The organism is Lachnoclostridium sp. An169, from assembly GCF_002160525.1.
GTDB lineage: Bacteria > Bacillota > Clostridia > Lachnospirales > Lachnospiraceae > Mediterraneibacter > Mediterraneibacter cottocaccae.
This window is the reverse complement of the sequence record NZ_NFKT01000031.1, coordinates 13,709-35,655: the sequence shown is the minus strand read 5'-3', so window position 1 is coordinate 35,655 and position 21,947 is coordinate 13,709. Positions and strand designations below refer to the sequence as shown.

General features: G+C 47.2%; 22 protein-coding genes. 2 read left to right on the top strand and 20 right to left on the bottom strand.

What is annotated here, in order from left to right; genetic code table 11:
* Positions 1–29: 29 nt before the first annotated feature.
* The 12 genes from B5F07_RS17675 to B5F07_RS17620 form a co-directional block, all read right to left on the bottom strand.
* Positions 30–1,544, bottom strand: coding sequence for a response regulator (locus B5F07_RS17675; RefSeq protein ID WP_162613164.1), 1,515 nt, complete (start codon positions 1,542–1,544; stop codon positions 30–32).
* A gap of 84 nt (positions 1,545–1,628) precedes the next feature.
* Positions 1,629–3,251: a glycoside hydrolase family 13 protein gene (locus B5F07_RS17670; RefSeq protein WP_087162528.1), complete on the bottom strand. Its 1,623-nt coding sequence runs from the start codon at positions 3,249–3,251 to the stop codon at positions 1,629–1,631.
* Positions 3,252–3,575: 324 nt separating this feature from the next.
* Complete coding sequence (locus B5F07_RS17665) at positions 3,576–4,985, bottom strand: relaxase/mobilization nuclease domain-containing protein (protein WP_087162527.1); 1,410 nt, start codon at positions 4,983–4,985, stop codon at positions 3,576–3,578.
* A gap of 30 nt (positions 4,986–5,015) precedes the next feature.
* Entirely contained in the window at positions 5,016–5,534 is a 519-nt protein-coding gene (locus B5F07_RS17660; protein ID WP_242972572.1) for a DUF3849 domain-containing protein, read from the bottom strand.
* A 69-nt stretch (positions 5,535–5,603) separates the two neighbouring features.
* The gene (locus B5F07_RS17655) at positions 5,604–5,894 is read right to left on the bottom strand and encodes a CD1845 family protein (RefSeq protein WP_087162526.1); all 291 of its coding nucleotides are present in this window, start codon (positions 5,892–5,894) and stop codon (positions 5,604–5,606) included.
* A gap of 82 nt (positions 5,895–5,976) precedes the next feature.
* Complete coding sequence (locus B5F07_RS17650; RefSeq protein WP_087162525.1) at positions 5,977–6,321, bottom strand: plasmid mobilization protein; 345 nt, start codon at positions 6,319–6,321, stop codon at positions 5,977–5,979.
* Positions 6,318–7,019 (bottom strand): hypothetical protein, encoded by a 702-nt coding sequence (locus B5F07_RS17645; protein ID WP_087162524.1) that lies wholly within the window; start codon positions 7,017–7,019, stop codon positions 6,318–6,320. The genes B5F07_RS17650 and B5F07_RS17645 overlap by 4 nt, the downstream gene beginning before the upstream one ends.
* Positions 7,016–7,966 (bottom strand): DUF4316 domain-containing protein, encoded by a 951-nt coding sequence (locus B5F07_RS17640; protein ID WP_242972571.1) that lies wholly within the window; start codon positions 7,964–7,966, stop codon positions 7,016–7,018. Before B5F07_RS17640 ends, B5F07_RS17645 begins: the two co-directional genes overlap by 4 nt.
* 145 nt (positions 7,967–8,111) lie before the next feature.
* Positions 8,112–8,474, bottom strand: a complete 363-nt coding sequence (locus B5F07_RS17635; protein ID WP_087162523.1) for a cysteine-rich VLP protein — start codon at positions 8,472–8,474, stop codon at positions 8,112–8,114.
* Positions 8,471–10,576, bottom strand: coding sequence for a type IA DNA topoisomerase (locus B5F07_RS17630; protein ID WP_087162522.1), 2,106 nt, complete (start codon positions 10,574–10,576; stop codon positions 8,471–8,473). Before B5F07_RS17630 ends, B5F07_RS17635 begins: the two co-directional genes overlap by 4 nt.
* The gene (locus B5F07_RS17625; RefSeq protein WP_087162521.1) at positions 10,573–10,722 is read right to left on the bottom strand and encodes a DUF3789 domain-containing protein; all 150 of its coding nucleotides are present in this window, start codon (positions 10,720–10,722) and stop codon (positions 10,573–10,575) included. The genes B5F07_RS17630 and B5F07_RS17625 overlap by 4 nt, the downstream gene beginning before the upstream one ends.
* A gap of 72 nt (positions 10,723–10,794) precedes the next feature.
* Positions 10,795–11,607 (bottom strand): hypothetical protein, encoded by an 813-nt coding sequence (locus B5F07_RS17620; RefSeq protein WP_087162520.1) that lies wholly within the window; start codon positions 11,605–11,607, stop codon positions 10,795–10,797.
* Positions 11,608–11,735: 128 nt separating this feature from the next.
* On the opposite strand from B5F07_RS17620, the gene B5F07_RS17615 reads away from it, so the two are divergent.
* Positions 11,736–12,062, top strand: a complete 327-nt coding sequence (locus tag B5F07_RS17615; RefSeq protein WP_087162519.1) for a helix-turn-helix domain-containing protein — start codon at positions 11,736–11,738, stop codon at positions 12,060–12,062.
* Between the two features lie 49 nt (positions 12,063–12,111).
* Here B5F07_RS17615 and B5F07_RS17610 read toward each other — a convergent pair whose 3' ends face one another.
* Entirely contained in the window at positions 12,112–12,612 is a 501-nt protein-coding gene (locus B5F07_RS17610; protein WP_087162518.1) for an SLOG family protein, read from the bottom strand.
* A 149-nt stretch (positions 12,613–12,761) separates the two neighbouring features.
* Here B5F07_RS17610 and B5F07_RS17605 point away from each other — a divergent pair, with 149 nt between their 5' ends.
* Complete coding sequence (locus B5F07_RS17605; RefSeq protein WP_087162517.1) at positions 12,762–13,076, top strand: helix-turn-helix domain-containing protein; 315 nt, start codon at positions 12,762–12,764, stop codon at positions 13,074–13,076.
* Between the two features lie 82 nt (positions 13,077–13,158).
* Here B5F07_RS17605 and B5F07_RS17600 read toward each other — a convergent pair whose 3' ends face one another.
* The 7 genes from B5F07_RS17600 to srtB all read right to left on the bottom strand — a co-directional run bounded on the left by B5F07_RS17600 (position 13,159) and on the right by srtB (position 21,940).
* Positions 13,159–13,572 (bottom strand): dUTP diphosphatase, encoded by a 414-nt coding sequence (locus B5F07_RS17600; RefSeq protein ID WP_087162516.1) that lies wholly within the window; start codon positions 13,570–13,572, stop codon positions 13,159–13,161.
* Positions 13,562–14,344: an FAD-dependent thymidylate synthase gene (locus B5F07_RS17595; RefSeq protein WP_275533128.1), complete on the bottom strand. Its 783-nt coding sequence runs from the start codon at positions 14,342–14,344 to the stop codon at positions 13,562–13,564. Before B5F07_RS17595 ends, B5F07_RS17600 begins: the two co-directional genes overlap by 11 nt.
* Positions 14,331–14,597 (bottom strand): hypothetical protein, encoded by a 267-nt coding sequence (locus B5F07_RS17590; protein ID WP_087162515.1) that lies wholly within the window; start codon positions 14,595–14,597, stop codon positions 14,331–14,333. Before B5F07_RS17590 ends, B5F07_RS17595 begins: the two co-directional genes overlap by 14 nt.
* A 138-nt stretch (positions 14,598–14,735) precedes the next feature.
* Entirely contained in the window at positions 14,736–15,734 is a 999-nt protein-coding gene (locus B5F07_RS17585; protein ID WP_087162514.1) for a nucleotidyl transferase AbiEii/AbiGii toxin family protein, read from the bottom strand.
* Positions 15,731–16,309 carry a DUF6088 family protein gene (locus B5F07_RS17580; protein ID WP_242972570.1) on the bottom strand — a complete coding sequence of 193 codons (579 nt, stop codon included), beginning with the start codon at positions 16,307–16,309 and terminating at the stop codon, positions 15,731–15,733. Before B5F07_RS17580 ends, B5F07_RS17585 begins: the two co-directional genes overlap by 4 nt.
* Positions 16,310–16,529: 220 nt before the next feature.
* Positions 16,530–17,012: a hypothetical protein gene (locus tag B5F07_RS17575; RefSeq protein WP_087162512.1), complete on the bottom strand. Its 483-nt coding sequence runs from the start codon at positions 17,010–17,012 to the stop codon at positions 16,530–16,532.
* A gap of 62 nt (positions 17,013–17,074) precedes the next feature.
* Positions 17,075–21,940, bottom strand: coding sequence for a class B sortase (srtB, locus tag B5F07_RS17570; RefSeq protein ID WP_087162511.1), 4,866 nt, complete (start codon positions 21,938–21,940; stop codon positions 17,075–17,077).
* Positions 21,941–21,947 lie beyond the last annotated feature (7 nt).

Genomic DNA, 21,947 nt, shown 5'->3' with positions numbered 1-21,947 from the left:
CATTGTCTCAGCTTTTTCATCAACGATCCTTATTTCTCTCTGTATTTTTCAGGTGTCACTCCATATTCATTGCGAAATGTCTTACAGAAATACGACAGATTTGTATACCCTACCGCTTCACAGATATCTCCTATTTTCATATTTGTCGTAGTAAGAAGCTGCTCGGCCTTATCCATACGGACTTTCTTAATATATTTATTAAGTCCTATCCCTTTCTCCTGGCTGAAAATACTGCTGAGATAGTGCGGGGTAAGAAAAACCTTTTCAGCTAATACGTCAAGGCTCAATACTTCCATATAGTGATCCCGTATATATTTTTCTATGATCGCAATCATATGTTTCGGCGAATCCTGCTGTGAATCAAGGACTCTGACCACTCTTCCCATAAGATCCAAAAGGCTCTGTTCGATTTCAGAAAAATGATTTACTCTATACAGCTCTTCTATTTTATCAGCTATTTCATCCTGATCTTCCGGCAGCGCATGATACAGGATCTTGATCAGATTGCCGCAGATAAATCTCGTATAAATATAAGACTGAAATTCATTGTTCCTGCATTTATCCAATATGATCTCCACGTTCTTTTTCAGGCTGAATACATCACAGAATTTAATATCCTCCTCGATTTCATTAAAGGCGCGGGTAATGTTTTCTGAATTGACATTCACTGCCCTGTCATCGGATTCTATCGGATATACGAAAATATCTTTATGAAAAAAACGTTCTTCAAAATACGCTTCTGTTTCCTGATAAACACTGCCTATATCATCCGGCGTTTCTATCAAACCGCTGACTGCCAGGAAACAGGAAACCTGATATTCCTTTTCGATCAAAATGTGTATTGCATCTGCAGCTTCTCTGTAATAAGAAGTACTTTTCCCCTCATCTGTAAAAAGAAGAATACCCTGAGCAGGGTTCAGATCGACCATATCGCAGGATAATGCCAGTCCATTCTCCGCAATTTTATTATTCAGCTCCTGAATATCTTCCACTGTCTTTCCAAAAAAATCTTCTTCAAATTCCAGTAAGATCATTCTCTTATACAGCTTTAAAAACTCCAGTTCGCTTTCACGATATGTATTTCTGAGCTTTTCATAAGGGATCTGGCTCAGTAATCTTGTTATTATATATGGCTCTAATACTTTCCTGAGCTGCCGATCATGTAATTCGACTGTCTTTTTTCTCTCTATCCTGGCTATAACAAGATCAATCACTTTCTTAAATTCTTCCGGATTGACCGGTTTCAGGATATAATCAACTGCCTGGATCGACAGGGCCTGTTTTACATAACTGAAATCATCATATCCGCTGAAAAATATAATTTCTGTGTCAGGGAATCTGTTCCTGACAATCTCAGAGAGTTCCAGCCCGTCTATAAAAGGCATCCGTACATCAGTCATTAAAATATCGACTGCACATTCCTCCAATTTTCTCAGGGCTTCTTTGCCGTCTTCGGCTTCGATAATATTAAATTCAAATCCAAGTTTATTCAGCAAATATTGAATCCCTATCCTCTCGCCGTCTTCATCATCTGCGATCATCATCCGATACATCTGCTTACCTCGATTCCTCTTATAGAAAAACCCATCGTTTGTTTTAAGCATACGACAGGTTATATCTTCCTTCAACTATTTTTTCATATAGTAAATTCTCGCCTCATACGGCCGGTAACAGTCTGTTTCCCCGCTTGCCTTATAATTACAGTAAAGCAGTTTCGTCCCGTTCTGGTCTTCCTCCGGTTTCCATTCCGCTTTCTGCCCAAAGAAATTACAGATCACATACATCTTTTCATCATCACTTTCCCGTGAATATGCAAAAAAGATCTCGTTCTCGGGCTGGATCAGCGCAAAATGGCCTTCAACGAAAACCGGATATTTCTTTCTCAGTCTGATCAGCGTTTTATAACACGTAAACACAGAATCCGGATCATGGACTTCATCCGCGGCATTGATTTCTCTATAATTGGGATTCACCCTGATCCACGGTGTTCCGGCAGAAAAACCTGCATTTTCAGATTTATCCCACTGCATCGGTGTCCGCGCATTATCCCGTCCTTTTGCATAGATGGAGTTCATAATATCATCTTCCGGATACCCCTGTTCCCTGCGTTCACGATACATGTTCAGTATTTCGATATCCCTGTATTCATCAATGGAATACCGGACATTTGTCATACCAAGTTCTTCTCCCTGATAAACATAAGGCGTTCCCTGCATTCCATGCAGCAGTACAGCAAACATTTTCGCAGACTCCACACGATATTCTCTGTCATTTCCCCACCTCGATACAATCCGCGGAAGATCATGGTTATCCCAGAACAGACTGTTCCAGCCGCAGCCGTCCAGTTCTGTCTGCCACCGGTTCAGCACTTCTTTCAGTTTTATAAACGGCAGCGGAGCCAGATCCCACTTTTCTTTTCCTTCCTGCTGATCCAGACATATATGCTCAAACTGAAATACCATAGAAAACTCGCTTCCGTCCGGGTTACTGTACAGTTTCGCATTCTCTGTATTTGCTCCCCATGCTTCCCCTACAGTTATCAAGTCTCCCTTTTGGAAAACAGCGCTGCTCATTTCCCTGATATATTCGTGTAATCTCGGACCATTTGCCGTTATCTTCTGATCCGGTTCCTTCGCGATCTGATCAATAACATCCAACCGGAATCCGCCGACTCCCTTATCAATCCACCACTGTATCATCTGATAGATTTCCTGACGGACTTTCGGATTATCCCAATTTAAATCCGGCTGCTTTACAGAAAACTGATGAAAATAATACTGCTTTAATTCCGGAACCCATTCCCATGCAGAGCCGCCAAAAGATGCCCGCATATCATTTGGAGGCGTTCCTTCTTCGCCATCACGCCATACATAGTAATCATGATAAGGATTTTCCCTGCTCTTTTTTGCCTCGCAAAACCACGGATGCTCATCCGAAGAGTGGTTCAGGACAAGATCCATAATGATTTTAATATTTCGTTTTCCTGCTTCACGGATCAGATTTTCCATATCGCCTATATCGCCAAACATCGGATCTATATCCTGATAATTAGAAATATCATATCCGTTATCATCCTGAGGCGACCGGTACACCGGAGACAGCCAGATTGCATCTATACCCAGATCTTCCAGATAATCTAACCGCTGTACGATTCCTCTCAGATCACCGATGCCGTCTCCGTTGCTGTCCTGGAAACTTTTCGGATAAATCTGATATATAACTGCCTTTTTCCACCATTTGCTTTCTTTCATATGCTTGATAACTCCTTCGCGATTGATTGTTACATTCATTCTGTTATATTTATTCTAAATTTAATGATTGTCTTATTCCAGAAAAAATTTTTCGGATTTACACAATATTCTACCACTTTTTTTCTAATCAATTATACTGAATTTGAAACAATACCGGCAAGCAATGCAAACTTACGTAAGTTTGCCAATTCCAGAGGATTTTCCGTCTCCGGAAAATCCTCTGGAATGCTTGTTGGTGATATCTCCCCAACCCCCAAAGATCGCCACCTACGGTGACGGCTGCGCGTTCCGTTGTAACGCTGAATACCCAAAGCAAAAAAACAATTACTGGCGGTTCTGTTCCTCTCTCCTCCGTGTCTCCTGTCCGGCAGGAATATCCAGCAGATACTCTACATTTGCCCTGACATTATGCAGTTCTTTCATTTCCGCTCGAACCTGTTTATACTCTGCATATGCTTTCCTCTTCTGTTCTAACAATCCGGCATATTCTTCCCGGAGTTTTTTAACAGACGGTAGCTTTGTGGTTGCCAGACTGTCAAAGTATTTCTTCGCTGCCTGATGCAGAAGGATATCTGCCTCATGCTCCGCACGAAACCTCTTGCTGTATCCGGCTTTCCGATATTCTACATACACCTCTCTTGTCTTTGCATATGTAATGATCTGTCTCTGCAATTCACTGTTCGATGTCATCTGTTCTTCAAAACTTTTTATCTGCTCGGACAGGTCATTAAAGCGTGCTGTCACTGCCAACGTTTTTTCTTTCAGATCCTCATAGCTCATATCCCCATGCTCTTTCAGATACATGACTGCCTGGGAGAGCTGTTTTAAGTTAAATACCTTCGCCCACCGTTCATATCCCGGACCTTTTCCTGTCCTGACTGCTGCTTCAATATCTACCAGAAGTTTAATTCCTGATGCCTGCCTGTAACCTGATATCCGCTGTGGGTTTACTATACGGACACCGCTGATCCTCTCCTTTATCGCCTGTTCAGTATAATCGCCTTTCAGAGTATTGCATCGGGTATAGTTTTCCTGCCCCCGCACACGGAAACGAAGATTTTTCCTTTCCCGGTTGACTTCTACGCCTGCTGCCGCCAGCTTCTCCAAAAACTCTTCAAAATCATTCGGATTATCTTTCAAGACAACATCAATAGCCTGCCGGATCTGCTCCTGAAAAGACGGCTGCTTTCTATTTCCCAGCCATGTGCCATAATGGTCTCGGCTTGGCTTTGGATCTTCTACAATAGACAATCCATGTTCGAGACAGAGCCTGTCATTTATGCGCCGGATTGCCCATGTGGATCCCCAAAAGTTCCGGAACTTTCTGGTACAATCAAGCGTTATAGAATTGATAATGATATGATTATGGACATGGTGCTTGTCTACATGCGTACAGACGATGAAAGCATGGCTTCCTTTTGTCAGTTTCTGTGCAAGTTCCTTGCCAATATGATTTGCCTCTTCCGGTGTAACTTCTCCTGGCTTGAATGACTGACGGAGATGATAGGCGATCACATCATCCTCACTTCTGCTCCGACCTGTTAAATTCGTATACTGTCTTTTGGACAGTAGGAACTCTGCGTCCGCAATCCGGGTGTCACACTCATATCCATATATGAATTTCCCCTGATCCGTCTTCTGCGGATTTTTTACATAATCAATGATGTCCGCTACTGCTGTAGAGATATCCCTGCCTTTCCCGATATGGAGCGGCATCAGCCGTGTTGTTGCTATTTCAGACCACCTCCATCATGCTTCTTTCATTTATCTCTCCGGTTCTTTATGAACTTTCTTTTTATCCGCACACTTCTGCAATCCATTACTTTTATGAAGCTGATTTTTCACAGAAGGCTTCTGTTCCTGCAATTCCTCGTATTCCCTTCTGACCTGTGTGAGAAGCAGATTCATCAGCCCGGTATGGCTGCGGTCCACAATAAGCTCTCTGTTTCTGTCTCTCCCGAAGCTGTCTTTGTCCTCAGGAACTGGAAAGGCTTTTGCCCACTCCTTGTTACTATGGGAAATACGTCCATCCCATTCCTTCTGCCGGACTGTATTGGCAAGTACAAGAAATACTCTGTCATATCCAAACTGTTCCACTACCTGATGAACCGCTTCTGATCCAAGCCGGTTTGCTCTGTAATGATCGGCGATCGCCTGTTCGATCGCCTCTTTACATTCTACATTCACATTGTGCGAAAGACGGTACTGCTCTATCTCGCCATGTTCCAGTGCGTAAATTACCGAATGAGGATATATTTCTTCCATTCTCTTTTCCAAATCCATTCTGCTCCCTCCATCATCATTTTCAATCAAAAAAATAGCGGAGCACCGCAGTGCCCCGTCAAAAACTGTTTAACCAAATATAAAATCTCTGAGTGCGCAGTTCACACTGCCGATCATCCCGGTCAGACCTGCTGCCAGCATCGGCAGGCCATACGGACTGATCAGAAATGCGATCACCATCCATGACAGGCCCGCCCACAGGCCGACGGTAAAAAACAGAACCAGCGATGCCAGAAAAATTATTCCCGAAAGTATCCCAAGCACAGCTCCGGAGATCAATACCAGAAACTTACACACCAGATATAAAAGCCCCGTAACCATTACAAACGGAAGTGCCAAAATCTTAAATAACAGCCGCATAGCCGAACCTCCTCCCAAAACTTTTTCTTCTATAAAAATTTTACCGTGGTATTCTTCTAAAAGCAACGGGGCGTCATCCAGTTTATGAAATGTTTGCAAATCCCCGGAGCAGCCGATCCATCTGATCCCACAGACCATCCAGCCGCTCCCTCAGATCTTCCACATCTTCCGCATAGATACTCCCGGTCTCATTGGCACGGCGCGCATATTGGTTCAGATTATTAGAACAGATCCGCAGAAGCCGCACCATTTCCTGAATATTCCCTGTATCCAGATGGATAATATAACCATCCACTGCCATCTTGCGAAGATACGCGGAAAGGTTCGTAATCCCCAGCTCTGCCATGCGCTCTTTTATCAGATCTGCCTCTTTCTGCGAGATCACAAGCTGCATCCGGACTGTCTTTTTCTCTCCGCTCTTCTTCATCGTTCCGGTACACTCCTGCTGCCTGCCCTGCCTTTCGGTGCTGCAGCTCTTTTCCTCGCCTCATCCATTCTCCCTCGGAGTGTCTCCTGTTTCAGGCTGTCCAGATACTCCCCGATATCTCCCGGCTCTGCATGATAATCATGTTTCATCCGCTCCCGTCTTAAGATCACAGCCAGCTCCCGTTCACTCTCCGGCAGGAACCGGATTGCTTCAGGAAATCCATGCGACTGTTTCAGCGCAGACATCTGACGGTTATACAACTGATACGGTATGATCGTCTCCGTTCCATCCTGAAACCTCACTGCGACCCGCGCAATCGGACAGGTCAGGCCTTTCAGACGTTCCACATGTTCGTGATAGTCCAGGGTATAAATACTCCCGGTCACTTTCCCTTCCTGTATGCCTTTCAGCTGTAGTGCATATGCCAGGATCGTATCATTTGTCTGCTCATGGTAATAATTCCATATCCTGTTAGAACTGCTCCCCTGTAAATAAACTTCTCTCTCACTAAGGCAGTATGTACCGCATGTCCTTGACATCCACAGCAGATTTCTGTCTTCGCTTTCCGGGCTTTCTGCCATATGACGGATCAGTTCCTTATCCTGGTCAAAATCTTCCCGATAATGCTTTGTATGAATTTCCACGATCTGCGCCAGGGTATGCAGTACATCGACATCTTCAAATTTCAGTCCATTCATAATCTTTCCCTTTCCGGCAGGGTTGGAATGATTTCCTCTTTTCTCTGTGCAATGCGCTCTGTCTTCAGCTGTGCCAGCAAAGACGTTTTTTCCTTTCTTTTCTCCTGCTCAGCCGGAATATTATTGATCCGTCCATCAATCATATTGTAGTTTCCTATCTGCCCTTCCACATAAAGCTCTGCATTTCTCAGATAGTTTTCCGGCTCCCGGAAGGGTTCCCCTGCAAAAAGGATCTCACGGCGGGGTGTAAACTGCGACAGCACTCCTTCCCGTATCCGTGCGAATTCTTCATACTGTTTCATGGTAAGCCCCCGCTCCAGCATCTCTTCCTGGGTATGCGTCCATCCTTCCCCATAAAGAAAATAATACATATCCGGCTGATCACTGACAAAACACAGGGAGCCATCCCGGTTATCATAATATGCCGGCTGATCTTCCTGATGACAATATCTCTCTTCCCTGCCAAGATACACCCTGTTATCCGCTCCCAGCATAGCAACCATTCCCACATAATTGCTGTGTACAGCAGATTGGATCTCCACCGTAGGATTTCTTTCTTCCCTCTCTTCATCAGAGCCAGTAATATTTACATACTCCCCGATTTTCCCTTCGTGTACTTTCTCCAGTGGACCGCCAAGATAATTGTCCACAAAGTCCGAAAGCCACATACTTCCAAAAGTCTCTCTTGTCTGCAATCTCCAGATTGCAAGCCTTCCCATATCCAGATCTACATCTCTAAAAGGAAAGAGCAGACAGACCAGCCCGTCATGTTCAAATTTATAGACATTTTCAAATCGCATATCATTTTTCAAAATTCCGCTCTCTGCCAACATTTCGTTGATCCCGTCTACCCATTCCTGTAAGTCTCCGCCGCATCCCTGCAGGATCAGCCCCTCTCCCGCATCATTCCTGCGCATTTCTTCTGTTGTTATTGTTTGGACTTTCAATCATTCACCTCCACTCAAAATACTAAATTTGTCCGCAACTTATGCTCATTTCAAAAGGCAGGCATACTCTTCTCCATAATCCTATGAACCAATCCTGAAAAGCCTTATAAATCCTGCCTCTTTTTCTTCAAGTTGCGGACATTCTCTATCTCTTTTTCAGCCGTTCCCTGCGTTTCCGTTCCCGCTCAGATTTCCGCCTGGCATAGCTCCGGCAGACCTCAGAACAATATGCCTGGCTCGTAACAGGAAGATAGGCTTTCCCGCAGACCGGGCATATTTTCTGTCTCATGGATGTATCTTCCCCGGTAACAGCTAGGGCAAGTTCCGGATCTGTCGGAAGCAGCGCCTCACAAAAATACCGGCATGCCCCGCCTGTCCAGCATTTATGCAGCATATAGCACGGGCTGTCCAGAGTCAGGCAAATCTGCTCCTGGCTGTCATAGTTTGCGCACTGCCCTGTCACCATCCGCCGGATTTTCGCCCGCTCTCTGCGGGTAAGCTCCCTCATTTTCTCCTGCCTTTCTTCTCCGGGAATTCCAGACGGAAATTTACATATTTATCCCCGGTATCCTCCATCACTACATCAGCATCATATGTCCTGCCGGTCTTTTTACTGTAGAGCCCGGACAGAAAGATACGCCCTTCTTTCAGCAAAGCCGCAGCAACAGGCCTTGTGATCCTTTTCTTCTTCTCGGAAAAGAAACGGTTCTCTTTCCAGAGCGTAAAAGTACATTCCCTGTTATCACAGGAAAAGCCTTTCTTATTCTCATACACAGGGGCTCCGCATCTGGGGCATGTACCCACTGCCTCCCTCCCAATCTTTTTCGTATTCGGAAAGAGCCCTGCAAACTCTTCCTCCGGAGCTTTATGGGTTTCCACCAGACAGCGGCTCATTTCCGCAATCCCTTTTATAAACTCTTCCGGAGCCAGTTCTCCGTGCTCCACTTCTTTCAGCCGTGCTTCCCACTCGGCAGTAAGCAGGGGAGATTTTATCTCTTCCGGAAGGGCCATGATCAGATTCGTTCCTTTTTCTGTCGGGATCAGCAGCTTCTTCTTTCTCGCAACGAATCCCGAAGAAACGAGCTTCTCCAAAATCGCTGCGCGTGTAGCCGGGGTTCCCAGCCCTCTCCGCTCTGCATCCTCCGGCATATCTGCCGCCCCTGCCGTTTCCATCGCCGCCAGAAGGGAATCCTCCGTATAGTGTTTCGGCGGGCTTGTCTTCCCTTCCCTGATCCTGGCCTCTACCGGCTCAAATGACTGCCCTTTCAGAAGTTCCGGCAGAGCTGCATCTTCTTTTTCCTTTTCTTCTGTTTTCTGTCTCAGACTGTTCCAGAAAAGACGCTCCGTTTCTTTCCATCCTTCCCGCAGCACACTCTTCCCCTTTGCTGTAAATGTATGTCCGGCACAGCCAATCTCTGCTCTAACCGCCTCATAACAATGCGCTTTTCCTGTCGCACAGAGCAGCCTCATAGCAATCAGAAGAAGCACATTCTTCTCACCGGGCGGCAGTTCTGACAGCTCCTGTCTGGCAATCTCCATTGTGGGAATGATCGCATGATGGTCTGTTACTTTCCTGCTGTCCGTCACACGGTCAATCTCCGGCTCCCCCTGGCATCCGCTTCCAAATGGAAGATGTTCACGCATCCAGTGCACCAGCGCCGCTGCTGTATCCTGCATATCGTCGGTCAGGAACTGGCTGTCCGTCCGGGGATAGGTCGCCAGTTTTTTCTCATAAAGAGACTGCAGGTAATCCAGCGTCTGCTGCGCTGTATACCCATAGATCCGGTTGCATTCCCTCTGCAGGGTAGTCAGGTCATAAAGCCGGGGCGGCTGTATGGTTTTCATCTGCTTGTCCACTTCCAGGACAACAGCAGATTTTCCATTACACTCCCCACAGATCTTTTCCGCATCCTTTTTCTCCGTCATTTTTTCCCGAGCCGCTGTAAAGACTCCGCAGTTGATCTCAGGCACATAGTACGGACTGCTTATAAAATCCCTGATCTCTGTTTCCCGCCGTACCAGAAGCGCCAGCGTGGGCGTCATAACTCTCCCTACATTCAGGGTGATGCCGTATAAAACAGAAAAGAGACGGGTTGCATTGATCCCAATCAGCCAATCTGCCTCTGCCCGGCACACTGCCGCATCATAAAGCCTGTCATAATCCTTTCCCGGCCGTAAATGTGCAAAGCCCTCCCGGATCGCATCATCTTCCATACTGGAAATCCAGAGACGCTCCATCGGCTTTTTACACTGTGCATACTCATAGACCAACCGGAAGATCAGTTCCCCCTCCCGCCCGGCATCTGTGGCACACACCACGCTTTCCACACGTTTCTCTTTCATCAGCCGGCAGAGAAGAGAGAGCTGCTTTTTCTTCTCTTTTGGCACTCGATATCTCCACGTCTCAGGCAGGATCGGCAGGTCGCCGTAATTCCATCTGGCATACTGTTCTCCATATTCTTCCGGCTGCGCCAGTTCTAACAGATGCCCCAGGCACCAGCTTACGAGATAACCGTTCCCTTCCAGATATCCGTCTTTTTTATCGTCTGCTCCCAGGACTGACGCCAAAGCCATAGCGACAGAGGGCTTTTCTGCGACCACTAACTTCACTCTTTTTCACTCCCTTCTTCCTCACTCTTCTCTAACTGTTCCATCCATTCATCCTCCTGCTTTCCGACCTGCAGCAGACACATCAGGATTACACCTGCTGTCATACCTGCAGTAAAACTGAAAAAGTGTGCAATCATATTCCACATAGAAATTCCTCCTGTTTTTCCCATAATAAAAGCAGGAAACCATCTTGATCTCCTGCTCAGATACGCTGGTATTCAGCGCACATATTCTATTTGTATTTCATAGTTTCCCTGTTCGTATGCGGTCTGGAATACATAATCCCCGATCTGCCGTTCACCCTCTGCAATCGGATAGAACCTTTTATCCACCGTGTCATAAATGACCGCCTCTCCAACCGCTTCCTCCTTAACTGTTTCCAGGATTTTCTGCATACAGGTATCACAAAACTTCCCTTTCATCTTATGGATACTGACAATCCCTCTCCCTCTGCTGAGGACTGCTGTTCCGGATGCTTCGCCCCCTTCCTCTGTAATACGGATACTGGATTCGCTGATCTCGTCATATCCGCAGGTCAGCTGTATGCCGCCGCTTTTCTCTCCCGTCTGATCCTCCGCCTCCAAAATATCCAGATCATATGCTTCCCCTGTATTGAGAAAAACAAAATTGATCCGTGACAGAAATTTCTCCCGATCCAGACAGCAGCTGTCCGCCGTATTTGGAATGTATTGGATCAGGCTTTCGATATCCTCTCCATACTGGCTGTACACCAGGTCATGCCGGATCGTCTCGGCAACGTCCTCATATTCATCCTCTGTTGCTGTGGCAAGATAGGCATTGACCATATCAAGCACCTTTTCCAGACTCTCTGCATTTTCCCGGTCTGCCCGGCAATTGCTGACTGTAACTGCTGCCAGAAGGAGAAAGAGCGTCACCATACTGACCATAAAGCCTCCATATAAGAGGGAACGCTTATCCTGCCGGCTTAAATGTATCATCCCCGGATCATCCCCGTCATCCTGCCAGTATGACTGCCATCTGCCTCTGATTTTTTTCCAAATCCTGCTCATGTTACCTCCTTTCATTTTGCTATAAGCTAATATTGTATAGTCTATCAGAGTCTATTCTGAACAGCAATCATATTATAGTCTTGTAGTGTATAAAATAATAACTGATGGCTAATATACAGGTGAGGACTATGGAGCGGAAAGGATTAGGAAAACGGATCAATGAAGTACGGAAAGACCGGGGCTTAACAGCGGATAAGCTCTCCGAGTCATGCAATATCAATGCCACATATCTCCGGCAGATCGAAGGCGGCGTGAAAATGCCGAGCCTGCCGGTATTTATAGATATCTGTAAAGCCCTGCATATTTCTCCGGACTATCTTCTTCAGGATGACCTGGAAGAAAATGAGATCAGCAGGATCCGGGAGATTGAAGCCCTCTGGAAAGACGCTTCTCCCAGCGAACAGGAACTTGTAATCGTAATGATCAAGGCAGTATTGGAACATAAGCGGAAGTAAATCAGCCAGCCGAAACCGGCTGGCTGTCATTCTCTCTACACTATTTCTGTCAGAACCTCTGTCCGCCTGAAAACTTAAGATTCAGACCTATAGGTATTTCACGCATCTCCTTTTTGTTCCTGTGAACCTGACGGATCATATTTACAGTTGCGCCCTTATCCCGGCCGTCATAGACGATGATTGCCCGGTCGGAATGTTCTGCCAGATAGCGGTTCCGCTCTGTATATACATTCGGCTGATACTCTTCTTTCAGGACTATGATATCCTCGCAGTCGTCAAGAAGCCCTTTTGCCGCCTCCTGATCCATCAGACGCACCAGCTTATTCCGGTAAGGGATGACTGCGGACAGTCTCAGATCCGGATGATCCTTCTTCAGATCCAGAACGGTCTCTGCAAAAACCAGTTCTGCCGGTCCGGTAAAACTGCTCAGAAAACAGACATAGCCGTCTTCCACCGCTTTCTCAACTTCCTTTTTCAGAGCATCCCTGATTTCCTCTGTCTGCTCTGTATCCATATCTCTGTGCCCTGTAACACAGCAGGTCTTTTCCATCTGTGCCGCCTCCATTTGATAGATTAAAATTTTTATTTTTCTCATTGTAATAGATTTATTTTTTCAAGTCAATGTAAATGCCCTTTCTGTATTAGCGGCTTTCGCCATCATGTAAGATAGAATCTATTGCAGAATGGGAGGTGATGCTGATGTATGAAGATTTTCTTCCGGAACGGCTGGCACAGTTAAGGACACAAAAAGGCGTATCTGCACGCGATATGTCATTGTCCATAGGACAGGCCAACAATTACATCAACAACATTGAAAACAAAAAAGCACTTCCCTCCATGCAGTCTTTCTTCTATATCTGTGAATATCTCGGCATAACTCCGCAGGAATTCTTTGATCAGGGAACTGCTTACCCTGAAATCCTTCACGAGTTTATCGCCGAAGCAAAGAAACTGGATCCGAAATCCTTATCCTACATACTTGGTATTATGAAAGAATTGAACAGCAGGAAGTAACGGCCTTTTCTACAGGCCGTTTTTCTTTCTATTATATCCTATCCCCTCTGCGAAAAATAGAGGTTCCTGCGCTTTTCTTTATCTATTTTCCTGTGCTTCCAAATGCCCCCTTTCCCCTGTCTTCTCCAAGATCCGAAACAAAATCCGCAATGACCACCGGCATGATCACAAGCTGCCCCACCCTTGATCCCTTGACAAGTTTCTGCGTCCGGTTACTCACGTTGCTGATGATCGCATGGATCTCGCCCCGGTATCCGGAATCCACCGGAGGCAGCTCACAGGTCAGTCCTTTTGCTGCCATGCTGCTGCGCGGGAACACATACCCGGCACAGCCGTCCGGCAGCTCCAGTCCGAAACCAAGAGGGATCTTTGCGACCTCTCCCGGCTGTAATATGCAGTCATAAGGCATATACACGTCTGCTCCTGCGTCGTTCCCGTGAATCCGGACCGGCCTCTGATCCTCCAGCACGCCAAAGTCTATGAGCTTAACTTTCATCTGCCGCCCTCTTTTCTGCCGTGTAAAGCAGAGGGTAGTCTGCCCTCAGAATGTCATCCGACCTCATCTCTTTTCCCAGTTTTCTTCCACAGGCCATCTTCCCCTCCAGGCACTGCTCCCTCTGGCAGAACGGGCCTGTAAACGGTGGTGCAAAAAATATCGGACTCAAAGCCGAAAGCTCTTTCCATATTTTCAGCATTACGATCCTGGTTTCATCTGTGTTGCGCCGGCAAACTCTCTGCCCGATCATATGCTTCCACTGATAAGGCGTCGCACTGATCAGCAGCACATTCCTTAATCCCTGAGATGCCACATATCCAGCTGCGTCATGCCCTATTCCGGCGCCGCATAATTTCTCATAACAGTCCATCCCTTTCCGGCAGCTCTCCAGATACATTTCCCTGATCTCCCTGGGAGATGCCATGATCTCATATGGCACGGCAAAGTCCGCCTGCCCTGCGTAATTACTATATTGCAGCGATGCACTCATAAACTGCACCTCTTTCTGGTGTCTGGTAATCTGTGCAAGAAAACGACGGCTTGCACCTGTGACAGCTACAGTGATCGCGGCAAACTTCTGGACCGCAGGATGAGGCAGGCTGCTGATTGCCTCCACCGTATCGTCCGTAAATGTCTTTTCATACAGTTCCATCAGATTGTCCATTCCCCGGATTCTGTGTCCTCGCTGCGTCATCCTGGCTGCAAACACCATATTTTTCTCAGCTTCTCCCACCGCCATGCAATTTAAGATTTTCACTTCAATCCTGTCGATCTTTATCTCCCTCCTTTACAACCGCTTTCAGTAAGAACAGATAGTTCAGACTGTCTGTAATCTTTTCCTCCCAGGTATCCATATCATAACTTCCGCCATCGTCAAAGCACATGTCATACAGAGATACGATATGTTTCGCCATCATCCCCGCAAGCGCCCGCTCCGGGGTTGTATGGAGAAGAGTTGCCGCTGCTTTAAATGCGCACAGCCTGTCCTCTTCATCCCCGGTGTATTCCCTGGTCTTTCTCTGCATCGTGTCCTCACAGAGCCGTACCTGTTCGTTGAAAACATCGTCTACTTCTTTTTGTGTAATACAGCATCCCTCCTAAAATAAAAACGGCTACTCTAAAACACCTTAGAATAGCCGACAAAGCAATGATTATATAGTTGTTTAAAGTGTATTGATTTCTGTTTCCAATTCCCGAACCGATGTCATAACAGCAGCAAATGTGGGAATATCACCATACAGCATATCCTTCATGGACTCATAATCCGCCTCCAATGCTGCAAACCGGTATTCCGGAGGAATCAGCTTTAAAGTTCCGGGAACAGCCTCTGGATATCTCGCCCATGCCCTGGGATAAAATTTCATTTTAAAATCCACAACTTTTTTGAGCAGATCAAGCCTTTCAAACGCAGCTTCTTTCACTTGCGTCTTAGACATACGGTACAGATCATAATAATGTCTTGAATACCGTTGCGGCATCTCCAGATGTTCCGGTCTGTTAGCCTCATGGTGCAGGATTGTTGCCTTTTCCCAAAAAGTCCGCTCCGGCGCAACTGTAAGAATAGAAGTTTCTCTCTGTTTAAATATTCTCGGATAATACTTTCCGGCATACGGTTCAATCTTTGCCATTTTAGCCGGTGTCCACGCTGCCAGCGCACCAATCTCCAACCTGATCACCTGCAAAGTTGCCTTGTTAGTAAAAAGATTTGGATATGCAAATATAACGGTTTGTTTGTCCTTTTCATCTATGTATATCTTTGCCTCGTGTCCAAGTTCCAGTGACAGTTCCGATTTGATTGTCGGACAAAATGTTTTTTCCAAAAACACCTCTGCCCGCATATTAGCCTCTTTATTAAAGGCATCCTGTTTTGTATTAGAACGTGTCTCCCAAGGCTCATCTTTACCATATCCCAAAATGCGCCAGTCAAGGATCAGATCAATATCCTCTGAAAACCGGCTGATCAGATGAAAGGCTTTTGACAAGCTGGTGCCGCCCTTAAAGGTAATGGAGTCTTTCCATGGAGAACGGTGAAACAAATAATCCAACGTAAAGCATACCCAGAAATCCTTTTCCACAATAGCGTCATTTAATCCCATTTTATCTGACGTGTTTCTGAACAGTTCCCTCCTGTTACTGTCGGAAAGCCTTGCTACATTTCTCATTGTATCTTTTCTCCTTCACAAATCTGCCGTATCGTATCATAAACCCAGTCAGTTGCTTCTGTTGCCTCTTTCAGGCACGCCTTTTTATCTTTCTCCGTTAATCTATCTGCTAGTATCTGTTTGATTTCGGAGGTAACATTTGATTTCCCAAGTGTTTTAAGTGCCTGTATGATCAAACTTGTCATATACGACAGCCCGGTAATCTCTTTGTTTGTCCGATGTTTGAATTCCAATTTTGTAGAATTCCACTCATAGGTTCTATATGGGCCATCGCTGATATAAGACCATACTGCTGTTACCTGTGTGGACACCCCCAAAAGATTTAAGGCTGTATTCCCACACGGAGCAATCGTCCAATGATAACTCCTTGCAAGCGCCTTTGCCACAGCATCAGGATCTGCTGCAACATATTCCTCGAGAAGCGCACTGTATTTTGGTTTTTCATAAATTCCATTGAGAATCCTGCGCAGAGTTCCCGACTCCGTCATCCGTTTTAAGCTTTGCCGTACTGTTGTCGTATCTGCAATATCCGCAAAATCAGAGGCCGTAAAAACGCTTCCGTCTTCAGCTGACAAAATCCGTTCCCGTATCTGTTTTGTATATCCATGATCCACAATACTGCCTCCTCTCCATGTCACGAATATTATATATTATCCGTGACATGAATGCAATAATCCACAGTGCTTTAATTTGAGTATTATCTTCATAATTCATTTTTATACGCTGCGAATGCAGATTCAGATAAAGACATTTCCAACAAATTTATGTCACATATTTTATATATTATCCGTGACATCACGCGCTCGGCAGCTCGATCCAGTCTCGCATCAGGCACACGCTCGGCTCGTCCTCTCGGGGAACCAGCCGGTAGCTGCATTCCCCAAACACTGTGCGCTTATCCTCAATCTCCATCCGGTACGCCTTATAGAAACGGTACTCCAGATTGGAAAGGATACACCGAAGCGTCTGCAGCGCCTCCCGCTGTGACGTGACGATCAGCTCCCGGTCAATGCTGCGCTTTAAGAATAACAGCGACTTATACAGCTGAACTTCCGTCCGGTAAGGCCGGTATCCTTTTTTCTCCAGCCATCCGCAGAAAGCAACAGGACCGCTCTCGACAATAACCCGCCCCGGATGATAATACTCATAACATTCCAGATTTGCCGTATTCAAAAGATACAGCATCTCCCGCACCTCATTTTCCGGCATCTCATAAAAGCGCAGGAGAGAACGGTACAGATGGACATATCCCGGTAACGTAACAATGGTATTTACCATACAACTCCTCCTATAGCAAATGCGGGAGCATCCGCCCCCGCATCCTTTCTCCAGTTATTCAGTTACTCTTCCACTTCTGTCATAGTTCCCATGACCAGAAAACGTTCTGTGCCGCCCGGCGTGCAGGTGGAGAGCGTCAGCACCTGATCGCTCCCGGTCACGGTCACATCCGTTTCAATCAGGGAGCGATCTTTCATGGAAGTGATCCACGTAGTGTAATCCCCATCGTCTTTCCATTCCAGACGCCAGGGGGAAGCATCGCTGCCAGACTCTGACGGCTCCGCCGCAAATGCAGCGAAAATCTCCACCTCATACCCGCCCTCCGGCGTGACAAGATACATCTTCGGATGTTCCTCATAAAATGCCTGGCTGTCATATTCATTCAGCAGGGCAAACATGGATCCATCCCGCATATTGTGGCCGTAGATGATCGTATTCCTGTCTGAGAAATCCGCCTGGTTCTCATAATCCACAAAGAGGGAACCGACTTTGCTGTAAGTACCGTCACACAGATGATCCAGATAATACTCATTATCCACAGTCTGTGTCACCGGATAGTTGATCTCCGTATCCGGCAGGTTCAGCCAGCCGATGATATCCGGTCCTGTCTCCCGCAGCGCATCAAAATCCACTTTCGGGAGCCGCCCGGCAGGATCACCCGCCGTACTCCCTTCATCTCCTGCTGCCGGATCCGCTATCTCTACATGTTCCGCCAGTTTTTCATAAGCATCTGCTCCCTGGATATACTGCATAAGATCCCGCGTCATCAAAAACCCGCTGCCCACAGCAAGTATGCCGCAGACAAAGAGAGCCGCGATCCCCGCAGCCCTTCTCCCCCTGTCTTTTTTCTGTTTTCTGATATGGAAGAGGACAACCGCAGAAGTACCTGCACCGATCAGCCCCGCTGCCAAAAGAACGCCATACAGAACGGTCATACTGTCGTCACCTGTCTGCGGTACCGCTTTTCCACTTTCGCCTGTTGTTCCAGGTGTATCCGGATTATCCGGTGTTTCTTCCACCGGCTTCTCATTGAACAGCTGTACCTCTGCTGTTTCATTTGCCTTAATCTCCACCGTCGCCGCATCCGGGATGATGTAATCCTGGCTTGCACGGTTGGAAATCTCTGTCACAGTATAGACGCCGACCCGCAGACCATTAGCCTCGATGATCCCGTCTTCTGGTGTAGTAAATGTCTCACAGTAAGAGCCATCCGCGCTTTTCACCTCAATAGCAAAGCCGTCTTTCCGCCCGTCACTGGAATCCTTCGTAATCTTCAGGTTTCCTCTCTGTGCCTCATTGGTAAATCCGCATCCTGCCTCGCCGTTCTCCACTACGACTGTCTGGCCGTCTTCGCTGATCTGGAAGTAGTAGGCATTTTCGTCCAGCTCATATCCTTCCGGCGCCTGGCTCTCTTTAATGAAATATCCCTTTGCCAGAAGATTTTCCGCTGCATGAAGTCCTGCGTCTGTCTCCGTCAGTTCCCCGATCAGCTGATCCTCTTCGTCAAATTCCTGGTTCCCGTTGGTATCCTCATACAGTTCAAAGACCGCTCCTTCCAGAGTCCGCATAAACGGCTTTTCTTCCTCCTCTGCTTCTGTGGAGGAAGGGTCGTCTACCGCTTCGGTCTTTCTGACCTGTACGCTGCCCCGGATCAATGTATCATCAATCCGGATCTGGATGCTCTGTCCGTCTGCCCCGACATAAACATGATGTTCCTCCGGGCTGACCGTATAAAGGGAGGGCGCAGAAATCTCTTTCACAATCCAATGACCATACGGAATTCCCTCAAAGGCAAAGCTGCCATCCTCACCAGTCGTCACAGTAAGCAGGGCGTTCTCTTCTGTAAATTCTTCCGTCTCCGGCCGGAAAAGCCCGATCACTGCTCCGGCCAGCTCCGCGGGATCGCTGCCGTCTTCTGCCTCCCCGTACTTTTTGCCGTCCACATCTCCTCGGATCAGCTCATTCGGGATCGCACTGCCCTCATTCACTGTGATCTGTACAACACCCGTATCCTGTCCGGCATATTCAAAATCCACCGGGTACTCCGTATCCGAAAGCACATAAGCATTGTTCGTTGTCCGCTCTTTTACATAGTAACTGCCGAAAGGAAGATCCGCCGCAAACGCTGCTCCATAGCTTCCATCTTCTCTCTGTGAAACTGACACAACTTCCAGAAGTCCGTCCTCCGGGATCACACTGCCATCCGCCGCCGTCACCTCAGCAGCCGCATACAGGCCAAAGGAAATATCCTGATATTCTTCGCCCAGCCCTATGCCGAACAGTTCATCCGTTTCCAGCTCTTTCAGAAGATTAAGCGAAACTTTCTGCCGTTCATCATATAATCCCACAGCTGCCTGTGCCACTTCCACGGTCTCTCCTGCATAGGTCAGCTCCACATATTCCGGTTCGGTATTCAGCACCATTCCCTTCGGAGCCTGCCGTTCCTCCAGACGGTAGCGCCCCAGATACAGAAGGGAACTCTGTGCGGATCCGTCTTCCCCGGTCGTCAATGTTTCCACAACCGTATCCTTTTCTGCCCGGAGTGTTCCGTCGCCAGTGTAAATATCTTCATCTGCAATCACATCATAGACTGCTCCCGGCAGTCCGGTCACTTCATAAACCGGCTGATATAATCCCTCATTCTCCTGGACAGAAGAGAAAACTTCTCCAGTCTTCGTGATTGTCAGCTGTCCTTTCTGCGGCATGTTATACTGTGTGACCGTCACCACCGCTTCACTTCCGTCAATAGTAAAAGGCACCGGTTCATCTGCAAGTACATAGCCCTCCGGAGCAGCCACTTCGTACAGTTCATAATCCCCTGTAGGCAGAGGCTCCGGCAGCATCAGCCATCCTTCATCGGAAACGTAGAAGGTATCCAGAGTCTCCGGGTTCGGATAATAGATTTCCTGTGTAACAAACTCCCCGGTAGACAGATCCCTGATCTGAAAGCCGGTTCCGGAAAGAGGAATGATATTTCCTGTCTCCGCATCGCATTTCTCAACTTTCAGTCTGGAAGTGATCGTGCGGTTGTTTAAGATATAGCTGTATGTATGGCCGTTCTCATTGACAAAAACGGTAAAATCCGGGATAAATCCTTTCCCATCCTTCCCTTCAATCTGATGGACTGTATAGTGACCGTAGGGCAGCTGTTTTGACGCCGCAAACCCGTTTTCATCTGTTGTCAGCAGATCCCGCTCACTTTCTTTCGCTTCCTCATAACTGCCTGCTGCTGTCAGATAGATTTCAAACACAGCTCCGGCTTCCGGCGTTTCGATCACACCCTCATTCGGATTGTCTGCGTTCTCTTCCTCCGAAACATCCGGATCTGCTTCATCGGTATGCTTTACAAGCTGAATATTTCCATAGATCACAGTCTCAGTAACACTGTTCTCCGCTGTATTCAGCTCCACTTCGTACAGAGTGGGAGAAGCGCCTACTTCATAAACAGTCTCATTCAGAAGATATCCTGTACTCGGTTCAATCTCCCGGAGCGTCCAGTTCTCCCCGCACACATAATATCCGGTCAGGAATTCCCCCGCTGCATCCGTTGTAAAGGTATCCACCAGATCCCCGTTATTGTACAGTCCATAGGTCGCGCCTGCCAGGGTAGCGTCGCCCTGTGCAGTTCCCGTATCCGCATCTGTCTTCACGGCATGGACACGGAACTTCTTTAAAATGTTGCTGAAATGAACAGTGGATGTCTGCCCGCTTTCAATGGTAATGTACTGAGCCGCCGGCGTCACATAACGGTCCACAGGCAGCTCCTTTACAAAATAGGTTCCCGGAAGGAACTTCTCTTCGATCTGTCCGTTTTCCCCGGTGGTCACATCCTGATCCACTTTATTTCCCAGGATATCCGTGCCGGATATATTGAATGTAATTCCTGATACGATCCCGTCCTCACTTGTCTTAACGAGCTTTGCCGTGCCATAAGTTTCTGTCTTGATCTTCACATAGAAAGACACCGGATCACTGGCGCCGGTCATCATGGTTTGATATCCCGGCCTGCCCCAGATCAGCATATCTTCCGCCACCGGAATATCCTTACGGAATGTAAAAGTAACCGGATCCATGATCATCTTCTCGCTGGTAAAGGTATAACGGTTCCCGCTCCGCGTAACCGACACACCGCTACCGGAAAGCATCTCCAGATCAATATTCAGGTTGTTCGTATCTGTAACTGTAAGTGTATAGATCTTCTTCTCTGTATCCCATTTCAGTTCCAGTTCCGGAGCTTTTGACTGACTGGACGAGGTAAAAGAAGGAACCGTCGAATGGGACGCCACCTGGTCAAGGATCCAGTTATATGCCTTCTCTGCCGGACGTCCGGCGATCACACTGTAATACTGATCCGCCGATGCGTGTCCGTTTCCGTGCCGGCTGTACGGATCACTCCGTAACTGCTGCTGGTACTCCCAGAGGATCACCTGTGTCGCTATCTTATAGTCATCCTCGTTAATTCCCGAGACCGGAAGGGAAGCCCCCGGTTTCCAACCATATATGGAAGTCAGCTTGATCCCCTGTCTGGATGCAGACGGAAGCAGATCCAGATAACGGCTGTTGCTCCCGCTCTCTGATGTATAAGTATTTTCAGAGGCATTGTAAGCCACTCCACTCTCTACACAGTAAACCTGGTGGCTTGTTCCATCCGAAGCTGTCAGCATATAATGCTGATAGGCTCCGCCTCCGGAGCTGGTGCGGACATCCATTGTGCCGTCAGAATTATAAACCAGATAGGTATAGGGTGCCGGAGCATAATATTCCTTTCCGTCAGATCCTACATATCTCTCCCCGATCCACGAGCTTGCTGTCTGCCCCGGCGATAAAGCCAACGCCTGCATGGGAAGGATCCCCAGTGCGCAGATGACACCAAGCAGAAATGCCACGAACCGTTTCCATCCGTGGCGGTGTGTATTCGTATTCACCATAAAAATC

Bases quoted from the DNA above. Each gene is read 5' to 3' on its own strand.
- B5F07_RS17675 (WP_162613164.1), bottom strand. From the start codon at position 1,544: ATGATGATCGCAGATGATGAAGACGGCGAGAGGATAGGGATTCAATAT.
- B5F07_RS17670 (WP_087162528.1), bottom strand. From the start codon at position 3,251: ATGAAAGAAAGCAAATGGTGGAAAAAGGCAGTTATATATCAGATTTAT.
- B5F07_RS17660 (WP_242972572.1), bottom strand. From the start codon at position 5,534: ATGGATTTGGAAAAGAGAATGGAAGAAATATATCCTCATTCGGTAATT.
- B5F07_RS17655 (WP_087162526.1), bottom strand. From the start codon at position 5,894: ATGCGGCTGTTATTTAAGATTTTGGCACTTCCGTTTGTAATGGTTACG.
- B5F07_RS17650 (WP_087162525.1), bottom strand. From the start codon at position 6,321: ATGAAGAAGAGCGGAGAGAAAAAGACAGTCCGGATGCAGCTTGTGATC.
- B5F07_RS17645 (WP_087162524.1), bottom strand. From the start codon at position 7,019: ATGAATGGACTGAAATTTGAAGATGTCGATGTACTGCATACCCTGGCG.
- B5F07_RS17635 (WP_087162523.1), bottom strand. From the start codon at position 8,474: ATGAGGGAGCTTACCCGCAGAGAGCGGGCGAAAATCCGGCGGATGGTG.
- B5F07_RS17625 (WP_087162521.1), bottom strand. From the start codon at position 10,722: ATGTGGAATATGATTGCACACTTTTTCAGTTTTACTGCAGGTATGACA.
- B5F07_RS17620 (WP_087162520.1), bottom strand. From the start codon at position 11,607: ATGAGCAGGATTTGGAAAAAAATCAGAGGCAGATGGCAGTCATACTGG.
- B5F07_RS17615 (WP_087162519.1), top strand. From the start codon at position 11,736: ATGGAGCGGAAAGGATTAGGAAAACGGATCAATGAAGTACGGAAAGAC.
- B5F07_RS17610 (WP_087162518.1), bottom strand. From the start codon at position 12,612: ATGGAAAAGACCTGCTGTGTTACAGGGCACAGAGATATGGATACAGAG.
- B5F07_RS17605 (WP_087162517.1), top strand. From the start codon at position 12,762: ATGTATGAAGATTTTCTTCCGGAACGGCTGGCACAGTTAAGGACACAA.
- B5F07_RS17600 (WP_087162516.1), bottom strand. From the start codon at position 13,572: ATGAAAGTTAAGCTCATAGACTTTGGCGTGCTGGAGGATCAGAGGCCG.
- B5F07_RS17590 (WP_087162515.1), bottom strand. From the start codon at position 14,597: ATGCAGAGAAAGACCAGGGAATACACCGGGGATGAAGAGGACAGGCTG.
- B5F07_RS17585 (WP_087162514.1), bottom strand. From the start codon at position 15,734: ATGAGAAATGTAGCAAGGCTTTCCGACAGTAACAGGAGGGAACTGTTC.
- B5F07_RS17575 (WP_087162512.1), bottom strand. From the start codon at position 17,012: ATGGTAAATACCATTGTTACGTTACCGGGATATGTCCATCTGTACCGT.
- srtB (WP_087162511.1), bottom strand. From the start codon at position 21,940: ATGGTGAATACGAATACACACCGCCACGGATGGAAACGGTTCGTGGCA.